The sequence below is a fragment of the Nonomuraea sp. NPDC003754 genome, from assembly GCF_053605785.1.
Genome location: NZ_JBSGJX010000001.1, coordinates 220,001 through 244,875, shown reverse-complemented (window position 1 = coordinate 244,875; position 24,875 = coordinate 220,001). Strand labels below are relative to the sequence as shown.

Below are 24,875 nucleotides of genomic sequence, written 5' to 3'. Positions count from 1 at the left end.
ACAGCGGCGCAGGGCGATGGGAGAGGATGGACAGGTGTCCGACTCACCTTTCACCGACCTCGACCGCCCGCCGTTGAACCAGGCGGCGCTCACCCGCGCCCTGGTCAGGCCCGGCGGCCTGTGGACCGAGATCACCGTCGTGGACCGTACCGGCTCCACCAACGCGGACCTCACCGAGCGTGCCAGGGCGGGTGCGCCGGAGGGCACGGTGCTGATCGCCGAGACGCAGGTCAAGGGCAGGGGCAGGCTGGGCAGGACCTGGAACGCGCCACCCCGGTCCGGGCTCACCTTCTCCGTGCTCCTGCGCCCCGGCGTGCCGCCCTCCCGGCAGGGCTGGCTGTCGCTGCTGTTCGGCGTGGCCGCCGCCTCCGCCGTCCGGCGTGTCGCCGAGCTGGACGTCAGGCTGAAGTGGCCGAACGACCTGCTGGTCGGCGATCGGAAGCTGGCGGGCATCCTGGCCGAGCGGATCGAGGACGGCGCGGTGATCATCGGCATGGGGCTGAACGTCTCGCTCCGCCCCGAGGAGCTGCCCGTCGAGACCGCCACCTCCATCGCCATCGAGCTCGGCGCCTCCACGGCCGAGCCCGACCGGGAGCGCGCCAGGGGCACCGACCGGGATCCCCTGATCAGGGCCATCCTGCGGGAGATCGAGACCCACTACCGCGACTGGATCGCGGTCGGCGGCGACCCCGACGCCGCGGGCCTGCGCGCCGCCTACCAGGCCTCGAGCGCCACGATCGGCCGCGAGGTGCGGGTGGAGCTGCCCGGCGAGCGCACGCTGACCGGCACGGCCACGGGCATCGACCCGTCCGGGCGACTGCAGGTCGGCGAGCAGACGCTCAGCGCGGGGGACGTGGTCCACGTTCGCCCGTCGTCATAGCGTTCGGCGAGGGGTCCGTGCCACGATTTCTGCCATGACTCTCCCGGATCACCACCTGACTCAGGGCGAACGCCGCATCCGGTCGTTCCACCCGCACTGGAAGCGGCTCGTCGGGCCCGCGGTCGCGCTCGTGCTCATCCTCGCCGCCATGGGCGCGGGCCTCTACCTGATCCCCGGCGACTGGGAGTTCGCGTTCTACGGCAGGGCGACGGTGATCGTCATCGCGGTCATCCTGCTGACGATCTGGTCGTTCGTCCCCTACCTGCAGTGGAAGAACACCGGCTACGTGCTCACCACGCACCGGTTCACGATCAGCACCGGCGTGCTGAACAAGTCGACCGACGAGATCCCCCTCACCAAGGTCAACTCGGTCAGCTCCGACCAGTCATTCGTCGAGCGCATCCTGGGCTGCGGCACGCTGACCGTCGAGTCGGCCAGCGACCAGGGCCAGCTCGCGCTGCGCGACATCCCGAAGATCCAGGATGTGCGGGCGGACCTGTTCCGCGCCGTCGAGGACGTCTCCGACGGTGCCGTCGACGGAAAGTAGACCTGCGCGATGAGGCCCACGGCGGAGGAGATCGAACGCCTGCTGGTCGGCACCACCGCCCGCTACACCAGGAGCGAGGTGGCCGGCGGGGCGGGCGTGTCGCAGGAGCTGGCCGAGCGGATCTGGCGCGCGCTCGGGTTCGCGACGCTCGCCGACGACGCCGTCGCCTTCTCCGACGCCGACGTGGTCACGCTGCGCAGGGTGCGCACGATGCTCGACAGCGGCCTGCTCGACGAGCCCACGGTGATCCGCCTGGCCAGGGCGCTGGGCCAGACCACCGCGCGGCTCGCCCAGTGGCAGGCCGAGATCATGATCGGGGCGCTGATGCCGGGCGAGAAGCCGTCCGACGGCGACCTCGCCAGGATCCTGGAGACGTCACAGCGGCTTCTTCCCGACTTCGAGCAGGTGCTCGTGCACGTCTGGCGGGCCCAGCTGGCCGCGGCCGGCACCCGCCTGCTCGCGATGGCCGACATCAACGACGAGCGGGTCCTCACCCGCGTGTCGATGGCCGTGGGCTTCGCCGACCTCGTCTCCTTCACCCGGCGGTCGAGGGAGCTGTCGGAGCGGGAGCTGGCCGAGCTCGTCGAGGGGTTCGAGTCGCGCGCCGCCGACGTGGTCGCCGCCCACGGCGCCCGGCTGGTCAAGACGCTGGGCGACGAGGTGCTGTTCACCGCGCCCACGCCCGCGCAGGCCGCCGAGATCGCGCTGGACCTCGTCGAGACGGGGGAGCTGCGCATCGGCATGGCCTACGGTCCCGTGCTGCCGATGATGGGCGACGTGTTCGGCACGACCGTCAACCTGGCCGCCAGGCTGACGGCCATCGCGCGGCCGGGCACCATCGTCATCGACGCAGAGCTGGCCGACGGGCTGGAAGGCGAGAACGTCGATCTGCACAGGATTCGCCGCCGGCCCGCACGAGGGCTCGGCGTGGTGCAGCCGTATGTCTTGCGAAGATCTTCGTCCTGAGCGGATGATGAGCGGCATGCCGTACGAAGTTCAGGGCGTCGTCGCCCGAGGTAAGGGGCAGGACGTCACCGTCGAGACGGTGCTGGTGCCGGATCCGGGGCCGGGCGAGGCGGTCGTGGCCGTGAAGGCGTGCGGGGTCTGCCACACCGACCTCCACTACCGGGAGGGCGGCATCAGCGACGACTACCCGTTCCTGCTCGGTCACGAGGCCGCCGGTGTCGTCGAGGCGGTCGGGGAGGGGGTCACCGGCCTGGCGCCCGGCGACTACGTGATCCTCAACTGGCGCGCGGTCTGCGGCAACTGCCGCGCCTGCCTGCGCGGCCGGCCCTGGTACTGCTTCGCCACCCACAACGCCGCGCAGAAGATGACGCTGAAGGACGGCACCGAGCTCAGCCCCGCGCTCGGCATCGGCGCGTTCATCGAGAAGACGCTGGTCGCGGCGGGGCAGTGCACCAAGGTGTCCGCCGAGGCGCCGCCCGAGGTGGCCGGCCTGCTCGGCTGCGGCGTGATGGCGGGCCTCGGCGCCGCGCTCAACACGGGCAACGTCTCGCGCGGCGACAGCGTGGCCGTCATCGGCTGTGGCGGCGTCGGCGACGCGGCCATCCTGGGCGCCTCCCTCGCCGGAGCCTCGAAGATCATCGCGATCGACGTCGACGACCGGAAGCTGGGCTGGGCCCGCGACTTCGGCGCCACCGACGTCGTGAACTCGCGCACGCAGGACCCCGTGGCCGCCGTCCGTGAGCTGACCGGCGGGTTCGGCGCCGACGTCGTCATCGAGGCGGTCGGCCGCCCCGAGACCTACGAGCAGGCCTTCTACGCCCGCGACCTGGCGGGCGTCGTCGTCCTGGTGGGCGTGCCGACGCCGGACATGCGGCTGGAACTGCCCCTGCTGGACGTCTTCGGCCGCGGCGGCGCGCTGAAGTCCTCCTGGTACGGCGACTGCCTGCCCTCCCGTGACTTCCCCATGCTCATCGACCTCTACCTGCAGGGACGGCTCCCGCTCGACCGGTTCGTGTCGGAGACCATCGCCCTCGACCAGGTCGAGGACGCCTTCGCCCGGATGCACAGGGGCGAGGTCCTGCGCTCGGTGGTGACGCTGTGATCGACAGGGTCATCACCTCGGGCACGTTCTCCCTCGACGGCGGCACCTGGGACGTCGACAACAACGTCTGGCTGGTCGGCGACGCCCGCTCGGTGGTCGTCATCGACGCGGCCCACTCCGCCGACAGGATCGCCGAGCGGGTGGGCGGCAGGACCGTCACGGCGATCGTCTGCACCCACGCCCACAACGACCACATCAACGCCGCCGCCGCGCTGTCGGAGCTGACGGGCGCGCCGATCCTGCTGCATCCCGCCGACCAGCCGCTGTGGGAGATGGAGTACGGCGACGCGGTGCCGTACCGGCCGCTGGAGGACGGGCAGGTGCTGTCGGCGGGCGGGGTGGAGCTCCAGGTCATCCACACGCCGGGGCACGCGCCGGGCGCGGTGTGCCTCTACGCGCCCGAACTCGGCGCGGTCTTCACCGGCGACACGCTGTTCGAGGGCGGTCCCGGCGCGACCGGCAGGTCGTTCTCCTCCAGGGAGACGCTGGTCGACTCGATCAGGACCAGGCTGCTGCCGCTGCCGAAGGAGACCGTCGTCCACACCGGGCACGGCGCCTCGACCACCATCGGCGCGGAGAGCGCGTCCTTCTAGGGGCTTCCTGAGTCCCTCTCCACACCTCCGGGGGGAGCGGCACCTCCCTCCGGAGGCGCACGCCGCGCGGCGCGGACGTCGTGGGCCGGCGTGTGCCGCCGGTGACGGGTACGCCGATGCGTGCCGGATCGCGCGAGAGCCGACGGGGATCATGAGGGTGCCGGCCGGGCGCTGCGTAGCCGGCTCGCTACCTGGCGAAACCTATCCCCGGAGGAGCAATGTCCTCTTATGGGGGATTTATGCCTGTGTCGCACCTCATGTAGGCAAGCCTAACCAACGTGAGTTATCTTAGGTGTGCCTAACCTTAAGGCTCCGTTCCTGCGAGAGGTCTGTCCCCCAATGTACGTATGCGTCTGCCGAGCCGTGACCGAGAACGAGGTCCACGACTGCATCGCCGCGGGCGCCAAGAGTGCACGGCAGATCCGCGACACCACGGGTGCCGGCAGCGACTGTGCCTCTTGCGTTCGCAAGATCTGTGCGATCCTGAAGCGGTCCGAGGACCTGATTCCGACCGCATAGCACGAGGGGCCCAGTTCAATGCAGGGCGACAAGCAGATCATCGAGCTGCTCAACGAGCAGCTGACCGCGGAGCTCACCGCTATCAACCAGTACTTCCTGCACGCGAAGATGCAGGAGAACTGGGGATACACGAGGCTGGCCAAGCACACGCGCGACGAGTCGATCGACGAGATGCGCCATGCCGAGAGGCTCACCGACCGCATCCTCTTTCTCGAAGGACTGCCCAACTACCAGCGGCTCGGCACCCTCCACATCGGCCAGACCGTGGAGGAGCAGCTCAGGGCCGACCTCGAGGTCGAGCTGAGCGTGGTCAACCGGCTCAAGCCGGCCATCCAGCTGATGCGCGAGAAGGGCGACACGACCTCCGCCCGCCTCTTCGAGGACATCCTCGAGGACGAAGAGCAGCACATCGACTACCTCGAGACCGAGCTGGGGCTCATCCAGAGCCTGGGCGAGCAGCTCTACCTCGCCCGCTACGCCGAGCCGCCGTCCGACTAGCCCGCACCGGGTCGCACCAGGCCGCCCCGCCCGCCGTGACGTCCGTTCCGGCGGGCGTTCGGCTGCCTTGGGTCTGCTATGCGTGACATGTCGGTTTTACTTTCGGCCCCGACACGCCGGTCCGGCCTCCAACGGGCCGCCGTCCAGCCGTCCGGGCAAACCAGGCGCTTCCGGACGGCGTAGCGGCGGGAAGCGGAGTCCGCGGGAGTGGCGTGAAGGACGGACGGCCTGCGGTGACCACGGTGGCCGTGGGACGGCTTGCCGTACCGGAGGGAGGGACGGGGGCTTGCCGTACCGCAGACAAGAGCGGACGCTGGAGACCGGGGAATGTGTGGGGCATTAAACCCGCACTAGCCGTCATTTATCAGCGTTTGCCCAGGTCAATAGATAGGTCAAACGCGAGTCAAACCGCGCGCTGTGCCCGGGAAACGATCGCCTAAGGTCCTACGATCGCTTCATGACCTGCGTACTTCTCGCCGAGGATGACACCTCGATTTCCGAGCCACTCGCGCGCGCCCTGCGCCGCGAGGGCTACCAGGTTGAGGTGAGCCCCGACGGCCCGCAGGCCCTCGAGAGGGCTCTGTCGGGAGGCATCGACCTCATCGTTCTCGACCTTGGCCTGCCCGAGATGGACGGCCTCGAGGTCGCCCGCCGGATCCGCGCCGAAGGGCACGGCACGCCGGTGCTCATCCTCACCGCACGCGTCGACGAAGTCGACACCGTCGTCGGCCTCGACGCCGGTGCCGACGACTACGTCACCAAGCCCTTCCGCCTCGCCGAACTCCTCGCCCGCGTCCGGGCGCTGCTCCGGCGCGGCACGTCCGAGACCCCTGTCGTCCAGGGAGTCCGCATCGACGCCGACTCCCGTCGCGCGTGGATGGGCGAGAAGGAGCTCCACCTGACCACCAAGGAGTTCGACCTGCTGCGCGTCCTCGTGCGCGACGCCGGCAAGGTCGTCACCCGCGAACAGATCATGCGTGAAGTCTGGGACACCAACTGGTGGGGTTCCACCAAGACCCTCGACATGCACATCTCCTGGCTCCGGCGCAAGCTCGGCGACGATGCCGCCAAGCCGCGCTACATCACCACTGTCAGGGGAGTCGGCTTCCGATTCGAGCGAGAGTAGGCAGTGCGCCGCCGCCTACTCTCCTCCACCCTGGTCGTCGCGGTCATCGCGGTCCTCCTGCTCGGGGTGCCCCTGGGCGTGGTGGTCAGCCGGCTGATCGTCGAGGACGCCAACCAGCAGTTGAGGGCGGAGGCGACCCGCCTCGTGGGTGAGGTGGAATACGCCCGCATCCAGGAGACACCGCTCGACCCGCAGCAGCTGAAACAGAAGTATCCGGACCGATACATCCAGATCTATGTGAACGGCAACCCGCCGACGGCTACCGTCGTCGGCGCCTCCCCGCCGTCCGGCCACTCCATGCACGAGGAAGCCAAGTCGGACAGCGGCATCTACGTCAGGGTGAGCCGCGACAGGGACCAGGTGGAGCGAGACGTTCGTGCTCGCCTGCTCCTCATCGTGGCACTGGCCGCCGCGGCACTCGCGGTCGCGGTGGGTCTCGCCATCGTGCAGTCCCGCCGGCTCACCCTTCCCCTGCAGGACCTCGCCAAGATCGCTGACCGGCTGGGTTCCGGAGACGCTCGGCCCAGCAAGCACCGCTACGGCATCCCCGAGCTCGACCGCGTCGCCGAGGTGCTCGACCGCAGCGCCACCCGCATCTCCGACCTGATCACCCGCGAGCGCGAGTTCGCCACCGACGCCTCCCACCAGCTGCGCACCCCCCTCACCGGGCTCACCATGCGCCTGGAGGAGATCGTCGCCGCCTCCCACGATCCCGCGATCGTCCGCGAGGAGGGCGAGGCCGCCATCATCCAGGCCGAACGCCTCACCGCGGTCATCGACGAGCTGCTTGCCGCCGCCCGCCGCCAGCGGATCGCCCAGGCCGAGCCGATCTCCGTCGACGAGGTCCTCGTCCAGCAGGTCACCGAGTGGGAGCCCGCCTTCCGCCGCGCCGGCCGGTCGCTGTCCCTCGGCGGTGCCCGCGGCCTCAAGGCCCTCGCCACCGGCGGCGGTCTCGGCCAGGTCATCGCCTCGCTGCTGGAGAACTCCATCCAGCACGGCGGCGGCGCCGTCTCGGTGTCGACCAGCAGCAGCGACAACTACATCGTCATCGAGGTGGCCGACGAAGGGCCCGGCATCTCCGACGAGATCGCGCCCAAGGTCTTCGAACGGAACGTCAGCGGTGGCGGCGGCACCGGCCTCGGGCTCACGCTGGCCCGCGCGCTGGCCGCCGCGGACGGCGGGCGGCTCGAACTCGTGCGCCGCAGGCCGGCGGTGTTCGCGATCTTCCTGCGCCCGGCCGACAACCCGAGCCGCCGCGTGGTGACCGGCCCGGCCTGAACCGCTCGACACCCGGGCGCGCCGCCATGGAACGGCAGGTCATGGAGGGGGCGGCGCCCGGGCCCGTTTCGTGCGGCGAAGACCGGCGCCCGGGCCGCCGGAGCGCCGGAGACCGGCTCGACGCCGGAGAGCGGGGCAGTGGGGCTGACTGGCTCACGGCCCGGCGTCCGGACCTTCGGGGAAGCGACGTCCGGGGGCGGGTGATTCCGGGCAGCCGGAGTCCGGGGGAGGGCTAGCGTCGGGGGGAGACGGCCTCGGGCAGGCCGGTCGCGGGCTCGACGGGCGGGTCCTCGGGAGCGAGGAAGACCCACCGCTTGTAGGACCAGAACCGGAACAGCGTGCCGAAGGCGACGCCGACGATCTTGGCGATGTTGTAGCTGAGCGGGTCCTGCAGGCCCAGCGTGTAGGTCGTGAACCCGATGCAGATCAGCGCGATCAGCAGCCCGATCCCGTTGAGCAGGAAGAACAGCGCGTACTCCCTGGCCAGCCCGCTCTGCTCCCGGTCCCGGAAGGTCCAGTAGCGGTTGCCGATGTAGGCGAACGTCGCCGAGATGCAGGTTGCCAGCACCGCGGAGACCAGCGGACCCCAGCCGAAGCCGAACCGGAAGAGGTTGGTCGCCCCCATGTCGACGAAGAAGGCGATGCCACCGATCGTCCCGAACTTCGCGAGCTCATGGAGCAGGTGGACGACCCGGCTGTAGGCGCGTTTGAGGAACTCCACGTCTCCTGCACGGTCCTTTCCGGGTTCGCCAGCCGCACCCTCGAGCCGGCTCCGACGGCACCAGGTTACCGGCCACGGGTGGCGGCCGGGCGCGAAGACCCTGCAAAGCTACCCAGAGCACCATGCATCGCACACGCTCAACCAGCATTTCTTGAAATATCGTCTCATGGCGGTTGTGTGAACCGCCTGGCCGTTACGCCGGCGCGCAGGTCGCGCGGACAGGCGTTCCGCGACGGACGGCGCGCGGCCACCCTTACGCCGGCGCGCAGGTCGCGGGGACCGAGGTTCCGCCGGACGGTATGCTTCGGGCACGTGAGCAGCACCTCTTCGCATGTCGGCCCCGTGGTGGGCGTTGTCGGGGCGGGCCAGCTGGCCCGCATGATGCAGCAGGCCGCCATCCCGCTCGGTGTCGAGCTGCGCCTCCTCGCCAACGCGCGGGACGAGAGCGCGGCCAAGGTGATCGTCGACACCAGGCTGGGCGACTACCGTGATCTGGCCGTCCTGCGCGAGTTCGCCGCGGGCTGCGACGCCGTCACCTTCGACCACGAGCACGTCCCGACCGAGCACATCAAGGCGCTGGCCGACGAGGGCGTCGAGGTGCATCCCGGTGCCGACGCGCTGGTCCACGCCCAGGACAAGGCGGAGATGCGCAGGCGGCTGAGCGAGTTCGGCGCGCCGTGCCCCGCCTGGCGGACCGTGGAGACGGTCGCCGACGTCGAGGAGTTCGCCGGGGAGAACGGCTGGCCGGTCGTGCTCAAGGCGGTCAGGGGCGGCTACGACGGTCGCGGCGTGTGGGTGTGCGCCGACGCGGCCGAGGCCGCCGAGGTGGTCGCGACCGGCGTCGCGCTGCTCGCCGAGGCGCTCGTGCCGTTCGAGCGGGAGCTGGCCGTGCTGGTCGCGCGCTCGCCCCACGGTCAGGGCGTCAGCTATCCGGTGGTGGAGACCGTCCAGGAGAACGGCATCTGCGTCGAGGTCCTGGCCCCCGCGCCGAACCTCGACCCCGAGGACGCCGCCCAGGCCCAGCGCATCGCGCTGAAGATCGCCGACGAGCTGGACGTGACCGGCCTGCTGGCGGTCGAGATGTTCGAGACGGCCGACGGGCTCGTGGTCAACGAGCTGGCCATGCGTCCGCACAACAGCGGCCACTGGACGATCGAGGGCGCCCGCACCTCACAGTTCGAGCAGCACCTGCGGGCGGTGCTCGACCTGCCGCTCGGCTCACCCTCGCTGGCCGCCCCCTACGTCGTCATGGCGAACCTGCTCGGCGGCGACGACCCCGCCATCTTCAAGCGCTACGAGCACGTGATGGCCCACGATCCGGGCGTCAAAGTGCACTTCTACGGCAAGGAGGTACGGCCGGGGCGCAAGATCGGGCATGTCACCGTTCTCGGCACCGACCTCGACGACGCGCGGGCCCGCGCCAAGCACGCGGCCGTCTACCTCACCACCGGGGAGTACGCATGATCGGCATCGTGATGGGCAGCGACTCCGACTGGCCGGTCATGAGGCTGGCCGCGGAGGCCGTGGCCGAGTTCGGCGTGCCGTTCGAGGCCGACGTGGTCTCCGCGCACCGCATGCCGGCCGAGATGATCGAGTACGGCAGGCAGGCCGCGGCCCGCGGCGTCCAGGTGATCATCGCGGGCGCCGGTGGCGCGGCGCACCTGCCCGGCATGCTGGCCTCGGTCACGCCGTTGCCGGTGATCGGTGTGCCGGTGCCGCTGAAGTACCTCGACGGCATGGACTCCCTGCTGTCCATCGTGCAGATGCCCGCGGGCGTGCCAGTGGCGACGGTCGCGATCGGCGGGGCGCGCAACGCGGGGCTGCTGGCCGTCCGCATTCTGGCCGCCTCCGACGCGGCGCTGCGCGGGCGGATGGAGGCCTTCCAGGAGACCCTGCGCGACCAGGCGCACGCCAAGGGCGAGAAGCTGCGCGCCGAGGCGGCGGAGATGGGCCGCTAGCTCAGCGGTCGTGGCCGAGCGCGGATCGCCGCGCCGGCACCGCGGCTCCCGTGGGCGCAGGATCGGCGGGAAAGCCGCCGGGCGGCGGGCGCAGGGTCGGCCGGAAAGCCGCTGGGCGGAAAGCCGTCGGGCGGAAAGCCGTCGGGCGGCGGGCGCAGGGTGCGCCGCCGCCCGGGGAACGAAAGGGACTACGGGCGGCCGAGGGCGCGGTAGTGCCAGCCGGCGGAGCGCCAGGCCTCGGAGTTGAGCGCGTTGCGCCCGTCGACGATCTTGCGGGTGGCGACCACCTCGCCGAGCTCCTCCGGGTCCAGCTCGACGAACTCCTGCCACTCGGTCAGCAGCAGCACCACGTGGGCGCCGCGCACCGCGTCGAGCGCCGACTCGCCGTAGGACAGCTCGGGGTGCGCCTTGCGGGCGTTGGTCAGCGCGATCGGGTCGTAGACGGTGACCTGCCCGCCCTGCTGCCCGATCGTCACGGCGACGTCGAGCGCGGGGGAGTCGCGGATGTCGTCCGAGTTCGGCTTGAAGGCCGCGCCCAGCACGCCGACCGTGCACCCGCGGAACGAGCCGCCCGCCAGCTCTCGTGCCAGGTCGACCATCCGCGCCCGCCGGCGCATGTTGATGGCGTCGACCTCGCGCAGGAACGTCAGCGCCTGGTCGGCGCCCAGCTCGCCGGCCCGCGCCATGAACGCGCGGATGTCCTTGGGCAGGCAGCCGCCGCCGAACCCGAGGCCCGGGTTGAGGAAGCGGCCGCCGATCCTGTCGTCGAACGACAGCGCCCTGGACAGCTGCTGCACGTCGGCGTGGGAGGCCTCACACACCTCGGCCATCGCGTTGATGAAGGAGATCTTGGTGGCCAGGAACGCGTTGGCCGCGCTCTTGACCAGCTCGGACGTCGGGTAGTCGGTGACCACCATCGGGATGTCGCCGAGCGGCTCGTAAACCTCGCGCAGGATCTTCTCGGCGTGCGCGGAGGCGACGCCGATGACGATGCGGTCGGGCTTGAGCGTGTCCTGGACGGCGAAGCCCTCGCGCAGGAACTCGGGGTTCCAGGCCAGCTCGGCCGCGGCGTTGACCGGTGCCAGGCGCGCGAGCTTGGCGGCCAGCCGGGCCGCGGTGCCGACGGGGACCGTCGACTTGCCGACGACCAGGCACTCCCTTTCCAGGTACGGCGCGAGCGACTCGACGGCCGCGTCGAGGAAGGACACGTCGGCGGCGTATTCGCCCTGCTTCTGCGGTGTGCCCAGGCAGAGGAAATGAACGTCACCGAACGCGCCGGCCTCCTCGTAGGAGGTGGTGAAGCGCAACCGTCCCGACGCGAGCCCTCGCCTCAGGATCTCTTCCAGACCGGGTTCGTGGATCGGCAGCTCACCGCTCTGCAGCCGGCGGATCTTGTCCGCGTCGATGTCAAGGCCGAGAACCTCGAAGCCGAGGTCCGCCATACAGGCCGCGTGAGTGATGCCGAGATACCCGGTTCCGATCACCGTAAGGCGATATGGCACGAGTGAGCTCCTTTCATCGCCAAGGCATGTTACCGGTCCCCGTAACTTCCACTGTGCCACCTGGGTAAACCGACAAATCGTACCGACTGGTAACAAGATGCTTGGACGTCCTAGTATTCGAGGTATGACCTACGCCCTCACCGAGGAGCACGAGATGCTCCGCGAGACCGTCCGTGCCCTCGCCGCTGAGAAGATCGCGCCCCGCGCCGCCGAGGCCGACGAGCGCGAGGAGTTCCCGTGGGACGTCTACAAGTCGCTCGTGGCCGCTGACCTCCACGCGATCCACGTCCCCGAGGAGTACGGCGGTGCGGGCGGCGACGCGCTCGCCGCGGTCATCGTCATCGAGGAGGTGGCCCGCGCCTGCGCCTCCTCGTCGCTGATCCCCGCCGTCAACAAGCTGGGCACCGTCCCGCTGCTGCTGTCGGCCTCGGAGGAACTGAAGGCCGCTTACCTGAGGCCGGTCGCGACGGGTGAGGCGATGTTCTCCTACGCCCTGTCCGAGCCCGAGGCGGGATCCGACGCGGCGGCCATGAAGACCCGGGCGGTCCTCGACGGCGACCACTACGTCCTCAACGGCGTCAAGATGTGGATCACCAACGCGGGCATCTCCGAGTACTACACGGTCATGGCCGTCACCGACCCCTCCGCGGGCGCGCGCGGCATCTCCGCCTTCGTCGTCGAGAAGTCGGACGAGGGCGTCTCCTTCGGGCCCAAGGAGCGCAAGCTCGGCATCAAGGCCTCGCCGACGCGCCAGGTCATCCTCGAGGACGTGCGCATCCCGGCGTCCCGCATGATCGGCGCGCCCGGGACCGGCTTCAAGACCGCCCTGGCGACCCTCGACCACACCCGCGTCACGATCGCCGCCCAGGCGCTGGGCATCGCCCAGGGCGCCCTCGACTACGCGATCGGGTACGTGAAGGAGCGCAAGCAGTTCGGCAAGGCGATCGCCGAGTTCCAGGGTCTGCAGTTCATGATCGCGGACATGGGGATGAAGCTGGAGGCGGCCCGCCAGCTGACCTACCACGCGGCGGCCAAGTCGGAGCTGGCGATGCACGGTCAGCCGCAGAAGGACCTGACGTTCCTGTCGAGCGCGGCCAAGTGCGCGGCCTCCGACGCGGCGATGGAGATCACGACCGACGCGGTGCAACTGCTGGGCGGGTACGGGTACACCCGCGAGTTCCCGGTCGAGCGGATGATGCGCGACGCCAAGATCACCCAGATCTACGAGGGCACCAACCAGATCCAGCGCATGGTCATGGCCAGGCAGCTCCTCAAGTAGGCGATGAGCTGCGAAAACCCGGTCTCTGTCGGTGAGGGGACCGGGTTTCGCGCATTCGTGAAGATCCTGAGCTATCCCCCTGTTCCGTGGGTGCGTGCCCGCATGATCCGGGTGTGCAGGGCGTCGGGGTCGGGTACCAGGTCGCGGGCGGCCAGCCACGCGGCGGCGCACGCCGCGTCGCCCGCCACCGTCACCGGGGCGTGCCAGCGCCGGGCCAACCGGTCCCGTACGGCGTGGCCGAGCGGGCCACCCCTGGTCAGCACGCTCCCCGCCAGGACGATCGGGCTGGTCTCCCCCCGCGCGCGTACCTTGGCGACGGTGTCGACCAGATGGCCGGCCGCCTGCGTGATCAGGTTCGCGGCGGCGGCGTCCCCGGCTTCGGCCGCGGCGGTGACGAGCGGTGCCAGCTCGGCAAGCGCCAGGGGCGCGCGGGCGTGGACCGCCCGTATCACCTGGTCCACCCGGTCTGGACCGAGTGGCGTTCCCGTGGTTTCCAGCAGCCGTTCCACCACGGTCTCCGCCAGCCTCCCGTACGGGGGCGCACCGTGGCGCAGCGTGTCGAGCACCCTGCCGACCGCCTGGCGGCCGAGCCAGAAGCCGGAGCCGGTGTCGCCGAGCAGCCAGCCGTAGCCGTCGGAGACCGCTGCGGCCGAGCGGTTCGTGATGTCCGCGGCGATCGCTCCCGTCCCCGAGATCAGCGCCGTTCCCGAGGGGGCCGCCGTTCCGGCGCTGAAGGCGATCTCGACGTCCCCCACCACGCGGGGTGACACGCGGAGTCCCAGTGCGGACCAGAGCTCGGTCAGGTCGCCGGGAGAGGCCGAGAAGCCGGCCACACCGGCCACCGCCGCGCGTACCGACGCCGGGTCGCGGGTGCCCAACGCCTGACGCACTGCCGACGCGAGGTTCGATCGGGCGGTGGCCGCGCCGTGCGCGGTGGGGTTGCCGCCTCCGGAGCGGCCGTAGCCGACGGGGTCCCCGTCGAGGGTGTGGACCGCGCAGCGGGATGATGTGCCGCCCGCGTCGATGCCGAGAACCAGGTCCATATCCCGACATCTTGGGGCTTGACGCGACCTGGAGGCAATACTAACTTTCATCAACACTTGCTCGGAGTGAAAGGATCTATCGTGATCATTGGTCGGATCCAGGCGGAGCTGGACCGCCTACCCGAGGCGCTTCGCCGGATCGGGCAGACGATCCTGGCTGATCCCATCGCGGTGACCAGGGTGACCAGCCCGGTGCTGGCCGAGCAGAGCGGCACCTCGCCCGCCGCGGTGACCCGCTTCTGCCGCCAGTTCGGCTTCGCCGGCTTCGCGGATCTGCGGGTGGCGCTGGCCACCGAGACCGGCCGTGCCGAGCAGGCCAAATGGGACGTCGCGGTCGGCCACGAGATCGGCCCGGACGACCCGGTGGAGACGGTGATCCAGTCGGTGGCCGCCGCGGACACGCGCCTCATCCAGGAGACCGCCGCCCAGTTGGACGCGGCCACCGTCGTCGCGGTCGCCGACGCGGTCGTGGCGGCAAACCGGGTGATCCTGTTCGGCTCCTCCTCCAGCGGTGTGGTCGCCCAGTTCATCGGCGGCCACCTGCGCAGGATCGGACTGCCCTGCTGGGCGCACGCCGACCCGCACGAGGGGTTGGCCGACGCCGCGATGCTGCGCGCGGGCGACGTCGTCATCGGCGTCTCCCACCAGGGCCGCACGAGTGAGGTCCTGGAGATCGTGGGGGAGGCGGGCGACCACGGCGCGACCACGGTCGCGGTCACCTCCTTCCCGCGCTCGCCTCTGGCGACGCTGGCGGACCACACGCTGATCACCGGCAGCCCCGAGGTGACGCTGCGTCCGGTCAGCCTCCAGGCCGTGCACTCCCAGCTCTACGTGCTGGACACGCTCTTCGTCGCTGTGGCCCAGCGCACTCAGGAGCGCACCAATGAAGCCTTCCGGCGCACTATCCAGGCGCTGGAAGGCCACCGAGTCGAAAGGAACTGATCTTCTTGTTCGCCCAGCGCATCAGCGCCCTGATGGACGAAGTGATCGAGAGCCAGGCGGCAGCCGTGCGCGCGGCCGCCGATCTGATCACCGACTCCCTCGTCAGGGAAGGCGTGATCCAGGCGTTCGGCACCGGGCACTCCGAGGCGATCGCCATGGAGATCGCCGGACGCGCGGGCGGCCTGGTGCCGACCAACCGGCTCACGCCCAGGGACCTGGTCCAGTACGGCGGAGCCTCGCCCGACATCCTCACCCCCGAGCTGGAACGCGACCCCGAGGTGGCGCACCGCGTCTACGAGCTGGCCCCGGTCGAGCCGCAGGACGCCTTCGTGATGATCTCCAACTCCGGCGTGAACGGCTCCACCGTCGAGCTGGCCACGCTGGTCAAGGAACGCGGTCACCCCCTCGTCGCCATCACCTCCGTGGCGCACAGCAGCCGCATGACCTCGCGGCACGCCTCGGGGCGCAAGCTCATGGACCTCGCCGACGTGGTCCTGGACAACCTCGCCCCCTACGGCGACGCGGTGCTGCCGCTGCCCGGCGGCGGCGCCTTCGGCGCCGTCTCCACCATCACCTCGGCACTGCTCGCCCAGCTGGTGGTCGAGCAGGTGGTAGCCGACCTGCTCGACCGAGGCCAGGAGCCTCCCGTCTACCTCTCGGCCAACATGGCCGGGGGCGACGAGCACAACCACGCGATCGAGGCGCGTTACGCGGGCCGCATCCGCCGCGGCGCCTGACAAGGAGCAACCCCCCATGAAGCACCTCACCCGCCGCGACCTGCTGCGTTCCGCCGTCCTCGCCGGGCTCGCGCTGCCCGCACTGAACGCCTGCGCGCAGCCGGTCGCCTCCGGCGGCTCGCCGGCGGCCCCCGTCCCGACCAGCTCCGCCAACCCGCTGGGCGTCGCCCTTGACAAGCCGTTCGAGGTCTGGATCTTCGACGGCGGCTTCGGCGACGCGTACGCCCGGGACATCCACGAGCCGATGCTCAAGAGCAGGTACGCCGGCCTGGAGATCAAGCACAACGCGGCCAAGGAGATCGGCAAGGCGCTGCAGCCGAGGTTCGCCGGCGGCAACCCGCCGGAGCTGGTGATGAACTCGGGCGACGGCAAGATGGACCTCGGCGCGCTCGTCCAGGACGGCCAGCTCGCCGACCTGACCCCGCTGCTCGACGCGCCGAGCTGGGACGACCCGTCCAAGAAGGTGCGCGACACGGTCGACCCTGGCGCGATCGCCCAGGGTTCGTACGACGGCGTCCCCCGCGCGATCAACTACGTGAACACGGTCTGGGGCATCTGGTACAGCACCAAGCTGTTCGAGGAGAACGGCTGGCAGGTGCCGAAGACCTGGGCCGACTTCACCGCGCTCTGCGAGACGATCAAGAAGTCCGGCAAGGCCGCCCCGTTCACCTTCGCCGGCAAGTACCCGTTCTACATCTACGAGACGATCCTGACTCTGGCCGCCAAGATCGGCGGCGGCGACGTGCTCAAGCGCATCGACAACCTGGAGCCCGGCGCGTGGACCGCCGAGCCGGTCAAGCAGGCCGCCAAGGCCTTCGCCGACCTGCAGCCCTACCTGCTGCCCGGCACCGCCGGCCTGGACCACGTGCAGACCCAGACCGCGCACAACAAGTACCAGGTCGCGATGCTGCCCTGCGGGTCGTGGCTGGAGAACGAGCAGAAGGACGCCACCCCGTCCGACTTCGGGTACGCGATGTTCCCGCTGCCCGACTTCTCCCCGTCCGATGCCCTGCCGTACGGCACCCTGCACGCCCAGCCGGGCGAGCCGTACGTGGTGCCGGCCAAGTCGGCCAACGTCGGCGCGGGGCTGGAGTACCTGCGGGTCATGCTGTCCAAGGAGGGCGCCGGCCGGTTCACCGAGCTGGTCTCCACCCTCACCATCGTGAAGGGGGCGGCCGAGGGCCGCTCGCTGAAGCCGGGCCTGGCCAGTGCGGCCAAGGCGTTGGAGACGGCCGGGGACAACACGGTCTACTTCCTGTTCAACTCCTGGTACAAGCCGCTGGAGGACGAGGTGGTCGCCGCCACCGGCCAGCTCATGGCGGGCAAGCTCGCCGTCGACGCGTGGGCGGAGCGGATCGACCGGAAGGCCGCGGAGATCAAGGCGGACTCCTCCGTGCGGACATTCACCCGATGACTCGCGGCAGGACAGGCTTCATCATCGGGTTCCTCGCCGTCCCGGTGACGCTCTACCTGGTCTACGTGATCGCCCCGTACGGCCAGGCGTTCTCCATCGCGCTCACGGACTGGCGCGGGGTCAGCGCCAGTCCCCGCTTCGTCGGCCTGGACAACTTCGCCAGGCTGGCCGGCGACAGGGTCTTCCTCAAGGCCCTCTGGCACAACGCCCTGTTGCTGGTGCTGCTCCCCTCCGTCACGGTGGCCCTGGCGCTGGTGATCGCGGTCCTCACCCAGCGCCACCGGTTCTACCGGGTCATGTTCTTCTTCCCTCAGGTGCTCTCGGTCGTGGTCGTCGCGGTGCTGTTCCAGCAGGTGTTCCGGCCGGACGCGAGCGGCATGCTCAACGCGCCGCTGGTGGCGCTGGGGCTGGAGCCGATCGGCTTCCTCGCCGACACGTCGGTGGCCTTCTGGGCCGTGCTCGCCGTCCTGATCTGGCAGGCGGTCGGCTTCTACGTGGTGCTGTTCACCGCGGGCATGGCCTCGATCCCGGCCGAGGTGGTCGAGGCGGCGGAGATGGACGGGGCGAGCCGGGCGCGGATCTTCTTCCGGATCACCCTGCCGCTGCTGCGCGACACCGTGCAGACAGGCTGGATCTACCTGGGCATCACGGCGATGGACGCGTTCGCGATCGTCTGGGTGATGACGGCGGAGCGGGGCGGGCCCGACTCCTCCACCACGGTGATCGCCGCCGAGGTCTACCGCAACGCCTTCGAGTACTTCAAGTTCGGTTACGCCTCCGCCATGGGCGTCGTGCTGTTCTTCTTCACGATCGGCTTCTCGGCGCTGACCCTCCGGCTGTCACGGCGCGAACGGATCGAGTTCTGATGCATCGCAGACTGAGCCATCTCGCCCTGCTGGCCTGGCTTGCCCTCACGGTCGTGCCCATCGTCTGGACCTTCCTGGCGTCGGTGAAGACCGAAGACGAGATCTTCGGCAACGCCTGGTCGCTGCCCGCCGTCCCGAGGTTCGACAACTACGTCCGAGCCTGGGAGCAGGCGCACATCGGGCAGTACATGCTCAACAGCATCGTCGTCGTGTCCCTCGGCACGTTCGGCACGATGCTGTTCGGCTCCATGGCCGCGTACGTGCTGGCCCGCTACCCCTTCCGCGGCAACCGGCCGCTGTACCTGCTGTTCGTCTCCGGCATGGCGTTCCCGACCTACCTGGCGCTCACCCCGCTCTTCTTCGTGGTGCAGAACGTGGGGCGGGCCCTCCCGTTCCTCGGGCTGAACACCCACGGCGGCCTGATCCTGGTCTACATCGCCTACTCGCTGCCGTTCACCGTGTTCTTCCTGGCCGCGTTCTTCCGCACGCTGCCCACGGCCGTGGCCGAGGCGGCGTTCGTGGACGGAGCCTCGCACGCCCGAGTGTTCTTCCGGGTCATGCTGCCGATGGCCAAGCCGGGGCTGGTCAGCATCACGATCTTCAACGTGCTCGGCCAGTGGAACCAGTACCAGCTCCCGCTCGTGCTGCTCAGCGGGGCCAAGGACAAGTGGGTCCTCACGCAGGGCATCGCCGAGATCTCCACCGCCGCGGGCTATGACGCGGACTGGGCCGCGCTGTTCGCCGCGCTCAGCACGGCCATCCTCCCCGTGATGATCGTCTACACGCTCTTCCAAAGTCAGATCCAGCGCGGCCTCACCGCTGGCGCGCTCAAATAAGGAGCACACCCCCCTTGCGACTCCTTCCGTCTCTTCTCCTCGCCGCGGGGCTGCTGGCGGGGCCGCTCGCGGTCCCCGCACCCGCCGCCGCGGTCACGGCGGAGGCCGTGGCCGACCCGCTCAAGCTGATCCCCTCGCCTTCGTCCTGGACCGCCGGCTCCGGCTCGTACGGCTACAGCGCGAGCACCCGCGTCGTCGCCGAGACCGGTTCGCCCGCCGTGGGGAAGGTGGCCCAGACCCTGGTCGAGGATCTGACCGCGGCGGGCCGGCCGCCCGCGGGCCGCGCGCCCGTCACCCAGCCCTCCGCAGACGCGGGCGACGTGTCGCTCGCGATCGACCCCGGCCAGAGCGCGCTCGGCGCCGAGGGATACACGATCTCCGTCACCGACCGGGTGCGGATCGTCGGCTTCTCGGAGCGCGGCGTGTTCAACGGCACGCGGACGCTGCTGCAGATGCTGCACCAGGGCGCCACGCTGCCCGGGGGTACCCTCCAGGACACCCCGAAGTACGGCGAGCGCGGGGTGACGCTGTGCTCGTGCCGGGTCAGGCACTCCATGACCGCTCTGGAACGCCTGATCAGGGACATGGCGTACGTCAAGCTCAACCATCTCACCTGGGTGGTCAACATCAAGGACGAGACCATGCCCACGACCGACTGGACGTGGTACACGCCCGAGGAGATCCGCCAGGTCGTCGCGCTCGCCGACAAGTACCACATCACGGTGTCCCCCGAGATCAACCTGGTCCACTTCCGGGCGCCCGCCGGCTTCACCGAGGACCAGATCGCGCTCAAGGACCGGAACGGCAAGGTCGACTACGAGCGGGTCGACGTCAGCAAGCCCGCCGTGCTCGACGCCTACAAGAAGATGTTCGACGCCTACGCGCCCCTGTTCGGGCCCGACTGGCACATCGGCTCGGACGAGTACATGCTCGCCCGTAACCCGGACGACTATCCGCAGCTCAAGCAGGCCGCCGAGGCGAAGTTCGGGGCCGGGGCCACGTACGATGACCTGGTCACCGATCTGATCAACCAGATAGACGAGTACGCGGCCGAGCGCGGCAAGCGGCTTCGCATGTGGAACGACGGCCTGCACGCCACCGCCAAGGTGAAGCTCAACTCCAGGGTGGTCGTCGAGCACTGGACCACGATCCCCGGCACGCTCAGCCCGCAGCAGCTCATGGACCGGGGACACCAGGTCATGAACAGCACCGGCGCGCTCTACCTGGTACGCGGCGGCTCCTGGATGAACCCGCGCTGGCTCTACGACAACCGCTGGATGCCCACCACGTTCGCCGGTGACGTCAAGGTCGACGACCAGCCCGGACTGTCCGGCGCGAAGGTCAGCATCTGGCCCGACTACTCCTCGGCGCAGACCGAGCGCGAGGTCGAGGACGAGGCTTTCGGGCCGACGCGGTACATCGCCCAGCTCACCTGGCGGGCGACCTACCCCGAGCCCACCTTCGACGCCTTCCAGGCCAGGGTGACCGCGCTCGGCCGCGCGCCCGGCTGGGAGCGGGGCCGGGACACTCCCTACGCGGACGGCACTTACACCCTCGGCTCCGGCTCCATGTACCTGACCTACACCGGTGTCGGCAAGAAGCCCTCCGTCTGGAAGCTGAAGGCGACCGCCGACGGGTACTACACGATCGCCGACTGGACCGGCGGCCAGTGCCTGGCCGTGCCGTACCCCGGTGACGTGACCGATCCGCGCATGTTCCAGCAGCCGGGCACGAAGGTCGAGCTGCGCCCCTGCACGTCCGGCAGCAGGCTGCAGCGCTGGGAGTTCCGGGACGGGCAGCTCGTCAACGCCATCACCCAGCTGATCGTGGTGCCATCGGGCGGCCAGGCCGTACAGCAGACTCCGCCGCAGCGCGCCACCTGGAAGGTCTCTGCCGTCGGTGCCCCGAAGAACCTGGCCCTCGGGCGTTCGGTCACCGGCGACTCGCACCCGGGCCATGTGCCGGCCAACGCCTCCGACGGCGACCCGAACACCTACTGGGAGAGCAGCGGCCTGCCCGGGGACCTGACCGTGGATCTGGACCGGACCCGGCACGTGACGGGGCTGATCCTGCAGGTGCCGCCGAGCAAGGACTGGTTCGCCCGCACCCAGAGCATCACGGTGCTGACCAGCATCAACGGCAAGACCTACAGCACCGCGGTCGCCACCCAGGGCTACACCTTCGATCCCTCCTCCGGAAACATGGTCAGGATCGGCCTGTCCAGCCCGGTCCTCGCCCGGAAGGTCCGGCTGTCCTTCACCGGCAACACAGGTTGGAGCGCCGCTCAGTTGTCAGAGTTGGCGGTGTACAGCGAGGGCTTCCCGCCGGACGTCCCCGTCAACCTGGCCCTCGGGCGTTCGGTCACCGGCGACTCGCACCCGGGCTATGTGCCGGCCAACGCCATCGACGGCGCCCCGAACACCTACTGGGAGAGCCCGTCCCACGCCTGGCCGCAGCCGCTCACCGTCGACCTGGGCGCCACGCTCGGCGTCAAGCGCCTCGTGCTGCGCATCCCGCCCAGCCCGGCCTGGGCCGCCCGCACCCAGACCCTCTCGGTCAAGGCCGGCACCGACGGCACCACGTACGACACGGTCGTGGACAGCCGTGACTACACCTTCGATCCGGCGTCCGGCAACCAGGTGACGATCACGCTGCCGACCATGGCGGCGGCCAGGCACCTGCGCGTGGAGTTCACCGGCAACACCGGTTGGGCGGCGGCGCAACTGTCCGAGCTGGAGGCGTACAGCTCCTGAGCGCCACGGTCGGAGACGGCGGCGCGCAGGATCGGCGCCCCTCCGGCCCTGGCAGGCGGTCGGCCGAGGTAGTCGCCCCGGCCGGCCGCCTGTCCCCGTGACGCCCCCGCAGGCAGCGGGCGGCCCCGCATGGTTGTTCGGTGGGCAGCCAGGTGGATGTGTGGCGACGGTGTGAAAGTACTGGGCAGGTCGTGTGCAAACGGTCACCCTGCTGCGGGATCGCCCTTACCGTCGCAGGATATGCAGACAGTGGACGTACTGGTCGTGGGTGCGGGTCTGGCCGGCCTGTGCACGGCCCGCCTGCTCGCGCGACGGCAGCTGAACGTGATGGTGGTCGACCGCCGCAGGTCGCTGTCGACGGGCATCCGCACGACCGGGATCTTCGTGCGCCGCACCCTGGATGACTTCGACCTGCCGGACCGCCTGCTCGGGCCCGGTGTGCGGGACGTGCTGCTGTATCCGCCGTCGCGGCGGGCGCCGATCCGGCTCACCAGCGACCGGGACGAGTACCGCGTGGCCGACATGGCGGCCGTCTACGACCATGCGCGCCGCGCGGCGGAGTCGGCCGGGGCGCGGGTCATGCTGGGCGTGCGGTACCTCGACGCGTCGAAGGGTTTCGTGCGGTTCGCGGGGGCGGAGCCGGTGGCCGCCCGGTTCGTCGTCGGCGCGGACGGCGCCCGCTCCCGCGTGGCCCGTGATCTCGGCCTGGACGTCAACCGGCGCTTCCTCGTCGGTGCCGAGATCGTCCATCCGGTCGCGTCGGGCACGACGACCCCGGCGTTCCACTGCGTGCTGGACCCGCGGGTGGCTCCGGGGTACCTGGGGTGGGTCATCGACGACGGTCGGCATGCGCATGTCGGCGTCGCGGGATATCCGGACGCCATGCGCGCCGGCATCCGTCACCTGCTGGAGGCTTTCGCCGCGGACGCGCCCGGCCGCGCGGCGCCGACCGGCCCGGTCGAGCGCCGAGGTGGTCCGATCCCGGTCGGCGGTGTGCTGCGCCGGTTGGCGTGCCCCGCCGGGCTGCTCGTCGGAGACGCGGCGGGCGCGGTGTCGCCGCTGACGGCCGGGGGGTTGGACCCCTGCTTCCGCATGTCAGAACAGGCCGCGGCGGTCGCCGCCGAGTTTCTGCGTACGGGCGACCGGCGCGTGTTGCGCCGGTACGACGGGGAGGCGTTGCGGACCAGGTTCCGAGGCCGGCTGTTGTTGCGCCGCGTGTTCGCCGGCATCCGATCTCCGGCCGCGGCGGAGGCGGCCGTGGCCGTGCTGCGTGGTCGTGCCGGTCGTGCTCTGGCGGCGCGGATCCTGTTCGGCGACGGCTCGTTTCCGGGCGTCACCCCCGAGTTCGCGGACCCGGGGGTCGACCGTCCAGGCCGGTGACGCCGGGCCGGCCCGCGACGGGCGGGGCCGCTTCGCCGTGTCCGTAAGTCCTCCGCGAGACGGAAGAAACCTCCGTTGTCAGAAATTTCCGGTATTGCCGTCATGTGCGTCGTTGACCCGGAATGATCAAGGTTGGCCCGTGCCGCATGAGCGGGCCACCCGAACGACGATTGGGGGAACATGCGCACACGATCTTCTCTGCTCGCGGCCGCCCTTGCGGTGATGGCGGTGCTCTTACCCGCCTCGACGGCAGGAGCGGCCCCGGGGACGGCCGCTGAGGACGGAGTCACCGCGGCCCTGGGGACGGCCGCTGAGGACGGAGCCACCGCGGCCGCAGGGACAGGCGCCATCACCTGGGCGCCCTGCGAAGAGGAACCCTCCGCCGAGTGCGGCAAGCTGGCCGTCCCGATCGACTGGTCCGATCCGGGCGGGCCCACCATCGACCTCGCCATCGCCCGCCGCAAGGCCACCGACCCCGCGGCCCGCATCGGATCCCTGCTGGTCAACCCGGGCGGTCCGGGCGGGTCGGGCGTGGAGGCCGCCTACGGCGCTCCCGGTTTCTTCACCGAGGAGATCCAGCGGCGGTTCGACATCGTCGGCTTCGACCCCAGGGGCGTGGGTCGCAGCCATCCCGTGGTCTGCTCGGCGGCCCTGTACAACCAGATGCCGTACCCCGTCATGGCGAGCCAGGCCGACTTCGACACGTGGAAGGCCTACACCAGGAAGCTGCACAAGGACTGCCGGGCCCGCACCGGCCCCCTCTACGACCACGTCGACTCGGTCGACGTCGCTCGTGACATGGACGCCGTCCGCGCCGCCCTCGGCGAGGAGAAGCTCACCTACTACGGGCTCTCGTACGGCACGCTGATCGGTCAGATGTACGCCGAGCTGTTCCCGCACCGGATCCGGGCCCTCGCCCTCGACAGCACCATGGACCACAGCCTCGGCGTCAAGGCGTTCCTCGACACCGAGAGCGCCGCGGCCGAGGACGGGTTCGACCAGTGGGCCGCCTGGTGCGAGGCCGACTCCAGCTGCGCCCTGCACGGGCGCGACATCCGGGCGTTCTGGGAGAACCTGCTGGCGAAGGTACGGCGCGGCGAGGTGTACTACCCGGGCGTCAAGGATCGTCCGATGACCGAGCTGCAGCTCATCTACCAGGGTGTACTGGGGAACGAGGGGCCGAACTGGCGCCTGCTGACCGATATGCTCATCGCCCTGGACGGCGGGACAGTGCCCGAGGACGTGCCGCCGCCGCCCGGCCGACAGCCCGTGCCGGGGGAGCTCGCGCAGCTGCCGACCGTGATCCTCTGCCAGGACTACGACCTGCGGGTGCGCGACTACCGGCAGTACGCCGCGCTCATGCGCAGCTCCGCCCGCCTGGCCCCCGACATGCGGTACAACCCGATGCCGATCGAGGACCTGCCCATCTGCCTCAACCAGCGCGCCACCAACCCGCAGCACCCGCTGCGCTACAAGGGCAGTGCTCCGCTGCTGATCGGCACCTCGATGCACGACCCCGCCACCCCCTCCACCTGGGCCGCCAACGTGGCCCGCCAGCTCGGCCCCAAGGCGGTGCTGCTGACCTACGAGGGGTGGGGTCACCGCATCTACGGCAAGGACGAGTGCAGCACGCGGCACTTCGACGAGTACCTGATCTCGCTGACCGTGCCCGCGCCCGGCACCCGCTGCTCCGTGGCCGCGGCCGAGACCATGGCCAAGCGGCAGGCCCCGGCGTGGCCGTCGAGCCCGCTGCACTGGGCCGGTCCGGTCGCGACCCTGTCCCGTCCCGAGCCCGGCCACGCCTCCGCCGGCACGTCCCGCTGAGCCTCGCTCCAGCCTCCGCGGGCAGGTGCGCCCGTGGCCGGATGCGCGGTGAGTGCCACATCCGGCGGGGCCCCACACGGGGCCCCGCCGGTCGGGTGTCCGCGAACCCGA

At 70.5% G+C, this 24,875-nt stretch carries 23 protein-coding genes; 20 read left to right on the top strand and 3 right to left on the bottom strand.

All coding sequences use genetic code 11. The features are described from left to right. Positions 1-34: 34 nt before the first annotated feature. The 9 genes from ACWEVS_RS01115 (at position 35) to ACWEVS_RS01075 (ending at position 7,509) form a co-directional block, all read left to right on the top strand. The gene (locus ACWEVS_RS01115) at positions 35-880 is read left to right on the top strand and encodes a biotin--[acetyl-CoA-carboxylase] ligase (RefSeq protein WP_452549357.1); all 846 of its coding nucleotides are present in this window, start codon (positions 35-37) and stop codon (positions 878-880) included. A gap of 34 nt (positions 881-914) precedes the next feature. Then, complete coding sequence (locus ACWEVS_RS01110) at positions 915-1,427, top strand: PH domain-containing protein (protein WP_449920284.1); 513 nt, start codon at positions 915-917, stop codon at positions 1,425-1,427. A gap of 9 nt (positions 1,428-1,436) precedes the next feature. After that, a complete protein-coding gene (locus tag ACWEVS_RS01105) occupies positions 1,437-2,393 on the top strand; it encodes an adenylate/guanylate cyclase domain-containing protein (RefSeq protein WP_449920286.1) in 957 nt (318 codons plus the stop codon). 16 nt (positions 2,394-2,409) lie between these two features. Continuing rightward, entirely contained in the window at positions 2,410-3,495 is a 1,086-nt protein-coding gene (locus ACWEVS_RS01100) for an S-(hydroxymethyl)mycothiol dehydrogenase (protein ID WP_449920288.1), read from the top strand. Then, the gene (locus ACWEVS_RS01095) at positions 3,492-4,088 is read left to right on the top strand and encodes an MBL fold metallo-hydrolase (protein WP_354906096.1); all 597 of its coding nucleotides are present in this window, start codon (positions 3,492-3,494) and stop codon (positions 4,086-4,088) included. Before ACWEVS_RS01100 ends, ACWEVS_RS01095 begins: the two co-directional genes overlap by 4 nt. 339 nt (positions 4,089-4,427) lie before the next feature. Next, entirely contained in the window at positions 4,428-4,607 is a 180-nt protein-coding gene (locus ACWEVS_RS01090; protein ID WP_354906094.1) for a (2Fe-2S)-binding protein, read from the top strand. Positions 4,608-4,625: 18 nt separating this feature from the next. Next, a complete protein-coding gene (bfr, locus tag ACWEVS_RS01085) occupies positions 4,626-5,105 on the top strand; it encodes a bacterioferritin (protein WP_354906092.1) in 480 nt (159 codons plus the stop codon). A gap of 457 nt (positions 5,106-5,562) precedes the next feature. Beyond that, positions 5,563-6,231, top strand: coding sequence for a response regulator transcription factor (locus ACWEVS_RS01080; protein ID WP_043620820.1), 669 nt, complete (start codon positions 5,563-5,565; stop codon positions 6,229-6,231). Between the two features lie 3 nt (positions 6,232-6,234). After that, positions 6,235-7,509 (top strand): ATP-binding protein, encoded by a 1,275-nt coding sequence (locus tag ACWEVS_RS01075; RefSeq protein ID WP_354906091.1) that lies wholly within the window; start codon positions 6,235-6,237, stop codon positions 7,507-7,509. A 232-nt stretch (positions 7,510-7,741) separates the two neighbouring features. Here the strand turns inward: ACWEVS_RS01075 and ACWEVS_RS01070 are convergent, their stop codons facing one another. Next, positions 7,742-8,230, bottom strand: coding sequence for a GtrA family protein (locus ACWEVS_RS01070; protein ID WP_452549356.1), 489 nt, complete (start codon positions 8,228-8,230; stop codon positions 7,742-7,744). 312 nt (positions 8,231-8,542) lie between these two features. On the opposite strand from ACWEVS_RS01070, the gene ACWEVS_RS01065 reads away from it, so the two are divergent. Continuing rightward, positions 8,543-9,694, top strand: coding sequence for a 5-(carboxyamino)imidazole ribonucleotide synthase (locus tag ACWEVS_RS01065; protein WP_452549355.1), 1,152 nt, complete (start codon positions 8,543-8,545; stop codon positions 9,692-9,694). Then, on the top strand, positions 9,691-10,188 hold the full coding sequence (gene purE / locus ACWEVS_RS01060; RefSeq protein ID WP_449920299.1) for a 5-(carboxyamino)imidazole ribonucleotide mutase: 498 nt from the start codon (positions 9,691-9,693) through the stop codon (positions 10,186-10,188). Before ACWEVS_RS01065 ends, purE begins: the two co-directional genes overlap by 4 nt. 188 nt (positions 10,189-10,376) lie before the next feature. On the opposite strand, the gene ACWEVS_RS01055 is transcribed toward purE, so the two are convergent. Beyond that, positions 10,377-11,690 (bottom strand): UDP-glucose dehydrogenase family protein, encoded by a 1,314-nt coding sequence (locus ACWEVS_RS01055; RefSeq protein ID WP_449920301.1) that lies wholly within the window; start codon positions 11,688-11,690, stop codon positions 10,377-10,379. A gap of 124 nt (positions 11,691-11,814) precedes the next feature. On the opposite strand from ACWEVS_RS01055, the gene ACWEVS_RS01050 reads away from it, so the two are divergent. Then, positions 11,815-12,969: an acyl-CoA dehydrogenase family protein gene (locus tag ACWEVS_RS01050; RefSeq protein WP_449920303.1), complete on the top strand. Its 1,155-nt coding sequence runs from the start codon at positions 11,815-11,817 to the stop codon at positions 12,967-12,969. Between the two features lie 71 nt (positions 12,970-13,040). Here the strand turns inward: ACWEVS_RS01050 and ACWEVS_RS01045 are convergent, their stop codons facing one another. Then, on the bottom strand, positions 13,041-14,012 hold the full coding sequence (locus ACWEVS_RS01045; protein WP_452549353.1) for an N-acetylglucosamine kinase: 972 nt from the start codon (positions 14,010-14,012) through the stop codon (positions 13,041-13,043). Positions 14,013-14,093: 81 nt separating this feature from the next. Between ACWEVS_RS01045 and ACWEVS_RS01040 the strand changes: the two genes are divergently transcribed. From ACWEVS_RS01040 to ACWEVS_RS01005, 8 genes are all read left to right on the top strand, one after another. Continuing rightward, a complete protein-coding gene (locus ACWEVS_RS01040) occupies positions 14,094-14,954 on the top strand; it encodes a MurR/RpiR family transcriptional regulator (protein ID WP_449920306.1) in 861 nt (286 codons plus the stop codon). A gap of 5 nt (positions 14,955-14,959) precedes the next feature. Continuing rightward, entirely contained in the window at positions 14,960-15,691 is a 732-nt protein-coding gene (locus ACWEVS_RS01035; protein ID WP_452417147.1) for a sugar isomerase domain-containing protein, read from the top strand. Between the two features lie 16 nt (positions 15,692-15,707). Continuing rightward, a complete protein-coding gene (gene ngcE / locus ACWEVS_RS01030; protein WP_452549351.1) occupies positions 15,708-17,105 on the top strand; it encodes an N-acetylglucosamine/diacetylchitobiose ABC transporter substrate-binding protein in 1,398 nt (465 codons plus the stop codon). Then, positions 17,102-17,971: a carbohydrate ABC transporter permease gene (locus ACWEVS_RS01025; RefSeq protein ID WP_452549348.1), complete on the top strand. Its 870-nt coding sequence runs from the start codon at positions 17,102-17,104 to the stop codon at positions 17,969-17,971. The genes ngcE and ACWEVS_RS01025 overlap by 4 nt, the downstream gene beginning before the upstream one ends. Then, positions 17,971-18,807 (top strand): carbohydrate ABC transporter permease, encoded by an 837-nt coding sequence (locus ACWEVS_RS01020; RefSeq protein WP_449920313.1) that lies wholly within the window; start codon positions 17,971-17,973, stop codon positions 18,805-18,807. Before ACWEVS_RS01025 ends, ACWEVS_RS01020 begins: the two co-directional genes overlap by 1 nt. 14 nt (positions 18,808-18,821) lie before the next feature. After that, complete coding sequence (locus ACWEVS_RS01015) at positions 18,822-21,560, top strand: discoidin domain-containing protein (protein ID WP_452549346.1); 2,739 nt, start codon at positions 18,822-18,824, stop codon at positions 21,558-21,560. 240 nt (positions 21,561-21,800) lie between these two features. Continuing rightward, entirely contained in the window at positions 21,801-22,940 is a 1,140-nt protein-coding gene (locus ACWEVS_RS01010; protein WP_452549344.1) for an NAD(P)/FAD-dependent oxidoreductase, read from the top strand. Positions 22,941-23,120: 180 nt separating this feature from the next. Then, on the top strand, positions 23,121-24,764 hold the full coding sequence (locus tag ACWEVS_RS01005; protein WP_452549342.1) for an alpha/beta fold hydrolase: 1,644 nt from the start codon (positions 23,121-23,123) through the stop codon (positions 24,762-24,764). Positions 24,765-24,875 lie beyond the last annotated feature (111 nt).